Origin of the sequence: Collinsella aerofaciens, assembly GCF_039752955.1 — a bacterium.
GTDB classification, from domain to species: domain Bacteria; phylum Actinomycetota; class Coriobacteriia; order Coriobacteriales; family Coriobacteriaceae; genus Collinsella; species Collinsella aerofaciens_BI.
Genome location: NZ_JBDMHB010000069.1, coordinates 1 through 5,578 on the forward strand (window position 1 = coordinate 1; position 5,578 = coordinate 5,578).

Genomic DNA, 5,578 nt, shown 5'->3' on the forward strand with positions numbered 1-5,578 from the left:
GGTCTTTATGAACTCGCGCGTTAAGCAGGCGCAAAAGGAAGGCGCCACGGTGGGCGACATCGCGGCCGGCCTGTCCTACTCCGTCATCAAGAACGCCCTGTTCAAGGTCATCAAACTGCGCGATCCCAAGGAGATCGGCAGCCAGGTGATCGTCCAGGGCGGCACCTTTATGTCCGATGCCACGCTGCGCGCGTTTGAGCAGCTCACCGGCGTTCACGCCGTGCGTCCCGACATCGCCGGCTGCATGGGTGCCTACGGTGCGGCCCTGCTCGCCCGCGATCGCGCCGGCGCTGACGGCACCTCGACCATCCTTTCGGCCGAGGACATCGCGCACCTCACCGTGACGCAAAAGCACGTCCGCTGCGGCCGCTGCTCCAACAACTGCCAGCTCACCGTCAACGACTTTGGCGGCGGCAGGCGCTTCATTACCGGCAACCGCTGCGAGAAGGGCGCCGGTCACAAAAAGCAGAAGACCGAGGCCCCCAATCTCTTCAAAAAGAAAAACGAGCTGCTCTTTGACCGCGAGGTGCTGAGCCCCGATGAGGCCCCGCGCGGCACCGTCGGCATCCCGCGCGCGCTCAACATGTACGAGAACTACCCCTTCTGGCACGCGTTCTTTACGCGCCTGGGCTTTAGCGTGCAGCTGTCCGACCAGTCGAGCAAGAAGACCTACCAGGCGGGCATCGAGTCCATGCCGTCCGAGAGCGTGTGCTATCCGGCCAAGATGAGCCACGGCCATGTGATGAACCTCATCGACCGCGATGTCGACTTCATTTGGATGCCGTGCGTGCGCTGGGAGCGCAAGGAGGATCCGACCGCCGGCAACTGTTACAACTGCCCCATCGTCATGAGCTACCCCACGGCGCTGGCGCTCAACATCGACGAGATCCGCGAGCAGAACATCGAGTTCCTGTATCCGTTTGTGCCGTATCACGACAAGACCGAGCTCAAGCGCCGTCTGTACCAGGTGCTCGCTGTTGACCGCGTGGCCGACGCCGAGGCTGGTCGCGGCCGCGTGCGCGGTCCTAAAATCACGCGCTCCGAGGTCGATGCCGCCGTCAACGCTGCTTTTGAGGCCGATGCGCGTTTCCACGAGGACATCCAGACCATGGGCGAGGAGGCTCTTAAGTGGGTCGAGGACCATGGCGGTCACGGCATCGTGCTCGCCGGTCGTCCCTACCATAACGACCCCGAGATCAACCACGCCCTGCCCGAACTTATCTCGAGCTTTGGCTTTGCGGTCTTTACCGAGGATTCGCTTGCGCATCTGGTAAAGCCCGAGCGTCCGATTCGCGTCGTCGACCAGTGGATGTACCACAGCCGCCTGTACGCCGTCGCCCGTTTTGTGACGATGCGCAACGACCTGGACCTGATCCAGCTCAACTCTTTCGGCTGCGGCCTGGACGCTCTGACCACCGACCAGGTGCAGGAGATCCTGGAGGCCAGCGGCAAGATCTACACCGTGCTCAAGATCGACGAGGTGTCCAACCTGGGCGCCGCGCGCATCCGCATCCGCTCGCTCATGGCGGCGCTCAAGGACCAGGAGGCCGAGCGCTTGGCCGAGGCCACGGCCGCGGGCGAGGCCTACGAGCAGGGCGATGCCGCGCCGGTGACGCCCTCCAAGGATGCCCCCGCGTTCGCGAGCCGCAAGTACACGTTTGAGGCGCAGCGCGAGAGTGCTTCGACCGCATGGCCCAAGGTGCCCTTTACCGAGCAGATGCGCGACGAGGGCTACACCATCCTGTGCCCGCAGATGGCGCCAATCCACTTTGACCTGGTCAAAGAGGTGTTCCGCGGTGCCGGCTACAACCTAGAGCTGCTGCCCTCGACCGATCACGACGCCGTTGAGGCCGGTCTGCGCTACGTGAACAACGACATCTGCTACCCGTCGATCCTGGTGACGGGCCAGATTATGGAGGCCATCGAGAGCGGTCGGTACGACCTGTCCAAGACGGCCGTGGTTATCAGCCAGACCGGCGGCGGCTGCCGCGCCACCAACTACATCGCACTCATCCGCAAGGCCCTGCGCGAGAGCGGCCACCCCGAGATTCCGGTGATCTCGCTTTCGGCCGTGGCGCTGGGCGAGGACAACCCCGGCTTTAAGATTACGCCGGCGCTGCTCAAGCAGGCCGTGTACGCGGTGCTCGTTGGCGACGTGATGATGCAGATGCTCTACCGCTGCCGCCCGTACGAGGCCACGCCCGGTGCCGCCAACGCGCTCTACGAGGAGTACATGGCGCGCGCCCGCAAGCTGGCGCCTAAGTTCAACAGGCATAACTACACCAAGCTTGCTCGCGAGGCCATCCGCGCGTTCGACACCATGCCGCTCGTGGGCGAGGGCACCAAGCCACGCGTGGGCGTGGTCGGCGAGATTCTGGTCAAGTTCCATCCCACGGCCAACAACCACGTGGTCGATGTCATTGAGCGCGAGGGCTGCGAGGCCGTGGTGCCGGGCCTGCTCGACTTCTTCCTGTACTCCATGAGCAACGCCGAGCTGCAGAAGGACGAGCTGGGAAGCTCTGCTACCACGCGCGCTAGCATGCAGGCGCTCATTAAGCTGGTGGACTGGATGCGCACGCCGGTGGAGGAGATGCTCGAAAAGTCCCGCCGCTTTGAGGCACCCGAGCGCATCGGCACCATGGCGGACAAAGCCCGCACGGTGCTTTCGGTGTGCAACAACATGGGCGAGGGGTGGCTGCTCACGGCCGAGATGCTCGATCTGATTGACCACGGTGCGCCCAACATCATCTGCACGCAGCCCTTCGCGTGCCTGCCCAACCACGTGGTGGGTAAGGCCGTGATCAAGGAGCTGCGCCGCCAGCATCCCGAGAGCAATATCGTCGCGGTGGACTATGATCCTGGTGCGTCCGAGGTCAACCAGCTCAACCGTATTAAGCTCATGATCAGCGTGGCGAAGGAGAACATGCGCGCCGGTAAGGGCTTTAAGCTCGAGAAGGTGGCGCCGCTCGCGATGGACGAGGTCACCGGCCAGATGCGTGCCCACGACGGCTGCGTGAGCTGCGGCTCGGTCGACGAGAGTGCCGTGGCGTCGGTCGCTGAGCGCCTGGGACGCGGTGTGAAGTAGCTAAATTATTCCGACGCTAACAGCGGCTTGCCGAAATAATGTGTGAGGCGCGGTGGCGGCCATCTGGCTGTCGCCGCGCCATCTTTCTCTGGCTTGGTCTGGGGCGGTGCTGACAATGAATGGTGCGGTCAGTGCTCGGCTCAACCCGCTGAGAAGGTGGGGCTGAGCCATATATTTCGGAAGTGGGGCACAGGCTTGCGGGTGGTGAGTGGGTCACTGATTTGGCAAAAGTCTGTCAGGCCCTCGTTGTTTTCTCTCGGAATACTTCAAAATACATGGGCTGACCCACGCTTCTGTTCTGGCGGAATACACTGCTGTTTTGCATGGAATTAGCATGCCCGTCATATTCAGCTGGAAAGGTCTCCTCTTTCAGCGCTTTTTAAACATCGAGAGAGCTGGCGTGCCTCAAGTTGAATGCAGCTTATCGCGTGATGAGTCTGCGCTTGGGTATCGTTTGAATTTGAAACGCAGTAAAAAGGGATTGATATTCTGTCTTGTTCGCTTAGGCAAACGATTTTTGCTGGATAGCCTATCCTGAATTGAGACGCTTGTGAGGCTATGGTCAGAATAATCCCATGCTTATGAATCAGAAAATCGGACAAATTTTGCTGGTCTGCTAAGTTAATATTCTCGTAGGAAGGGGAAAGGCCCAGATGGTTAAATACTGAGTTTATTCTCTTTCGACAATATCGAATGTCACAGGTGTTTGCAATTGGATATCGAGCCACCGCGTTTAGATTTGCCGTTGCGCGACTGGCTAATGGGTGGCTGCTTTCAACTAAGAGGTTGACTTCGGCATTCAATAAAAAATGTGATTCAAAAAGATTGGTGTCTACTTGTCCAGCGACAATTGCAATGTCGATTTGTCTGTCAAGTAGAAGGGATAAACACGTTCCGCCGTCGTCATATCTGGAAACAGTAAACTTACCGCCCTTATACTTTTTCGAAAGCCTGTTCAGTGTGGGCTGGTTGAACCAGCTTGCGAGTATTGGTGCTAGTCCGACTGCAACGCGTGTCAAACGTGTCTGGCTTATTTTTATCTTTTCACGCGTGATTTGCGCATACGCTTGAATTCCCTCAACTGAAGCTAGTACATCTAATGCTATAGGAAGGATTTCCTCTCCATAGTTTGTTAGATGTAGAATACTGCCTCTTTTTTCGAACAGCTTCAGACCAAGTTCAGATTCCAATGCTCGAATGCCTTTTGAAACAGCTTGCGGCGAAACGCTTAATATAGTTGCTGCATCCGAGTAATTCTGATAATCAAATACCTTTATGAAATACTGCAGCTGAACAACATTCACCAGAATTTCCTTAGGTTGAATTTTAAATCAGTCTAAGTGTAAATTAAATAATGTTAAACAAGGCAAACAAATTGTTTCATCTAGTACAAAAAGTTATCAAACAGCTTTTGACTTTTTGACCAAAGTATAACTAGGCCTAGAACGAGAAAGGAGCCATTGTGGATTGGATACAGCCAACTCAAACACCTAACGATATTGCTTTGCTATCAAGTTGGTGTCCTTGTCAGGGCGCAAAATGTCAAGGGCGCTGTAATCCCTGGGGGATGTGTGCCGTGTACACGGGCGGGAATTGCCGCGCATTTCAACATTGCGGTATACACGTTAGCTAGGAGCTCCGATGGAATATATTCAAAAGCCAGTGAATACTCAGATGCCTGCTTCGTCTCGAGATATTTCTACGTGTGTGTCCTGTGCAGCACATATTTGTTGGAGTTATTCAGGGGGAGGACCGTGTGGCCTGAGGATCTGCATTACCAAATTTTGTGGCTGGAATTACTCCTAATGGCAGGTTGAAATATTGAAATATGCAACGGAGTAGAAATGAAACAGTCTCGCTTTAATGTAATCGATAAAGGGAATCAACCTACGCTGGCATATAACTCGTACTCTGGTGCAATCGTTGCGTTGGATGCAGAATACGAGAAGGGGCTTTTTGAGAATGGAGCTAATTGCCCTTCGGAAATTGTCGATAATTTGACGGACGCGGGGTTGTTGGTTCCCGACGGACTTGACGAGATCGAACATTTAAAAGAGATATCGTTGGCCTGTCGCATGCAATCAAAATCACTTTCATTTACGATAGCCCCGACATTGAATTGTAACTTCAGATGTCCGTATTGTTATGAGAACGGCAAGCGTTATGGCTCAATGAGCGACCGATGCGTCGATCAGGTAATAAAGCATATCAATGGCATGGTTATAGACAATCAGGCGGAAAGTTTGCAGGTTGCCTGGTATGGCGGCGAGCCTTTATTGGCGATTGAGACTGTGGAGAAGATTACGCGCGGAATCCGAAGTGATGAAATCTTATTTAACGCCAGCATGGTGACCAATGGCTATTTCTTAGATGGGAAAACGGCGGAGTTGCTTGCAAAAAATGGGGTTACGCACGTTCAGGTAACTGTCGATGGTCCGCCTGAGATACACAATCGAAGAAGATGTCTTCCTTCTGGCGGCGATACGTTCAACC

At 55.6% G+C, this 5,578-nt stretch carries 3 protein-coding genes; 2 read left to right on the forward strand and 1 reads right to left on the reverse strand.

What is annotated here, in order from left to right; all coding sequences use genetic code 11:
• On the forward strand, positions 1-3,085 hold a 3,085-nt coding region (locus tag ABHR75_RS09620; protein ID WP_346964204.1), incomplete at its 5' end, for an acyl-CoA dehydratase activase-related protein.
• Positions 3,086-3,432: 347 nt separating this feature from the next.
• Here the strand turns inward: ABHR75_RS09620 and ABHR75_RS09625 are convergent.
• Positions 3,433-4,389 (reverse strand): LysR family transcriptional regulator, encoded by a 957-nt coding sequence (locus ABHR75_RS09625; RefSeq protein ID WP_346964205.1) that lies wholly within the window; start codon positions 4,387-4,389, stop codon positions 3,433-3,435.
• 540 nt (positions 4,390-4,929) lie between these two features.
• Here ABHR75_RS09625 and ABHR75_RS09630 point away from each other — a divergent pair.
• The coding region (locus ABHR75_RS09630) for a radical SAM protein (protein ID WP_346964206.1) at positions 4,930-5,578 on the forward strand (649 nt) is incomplete at its 3' end.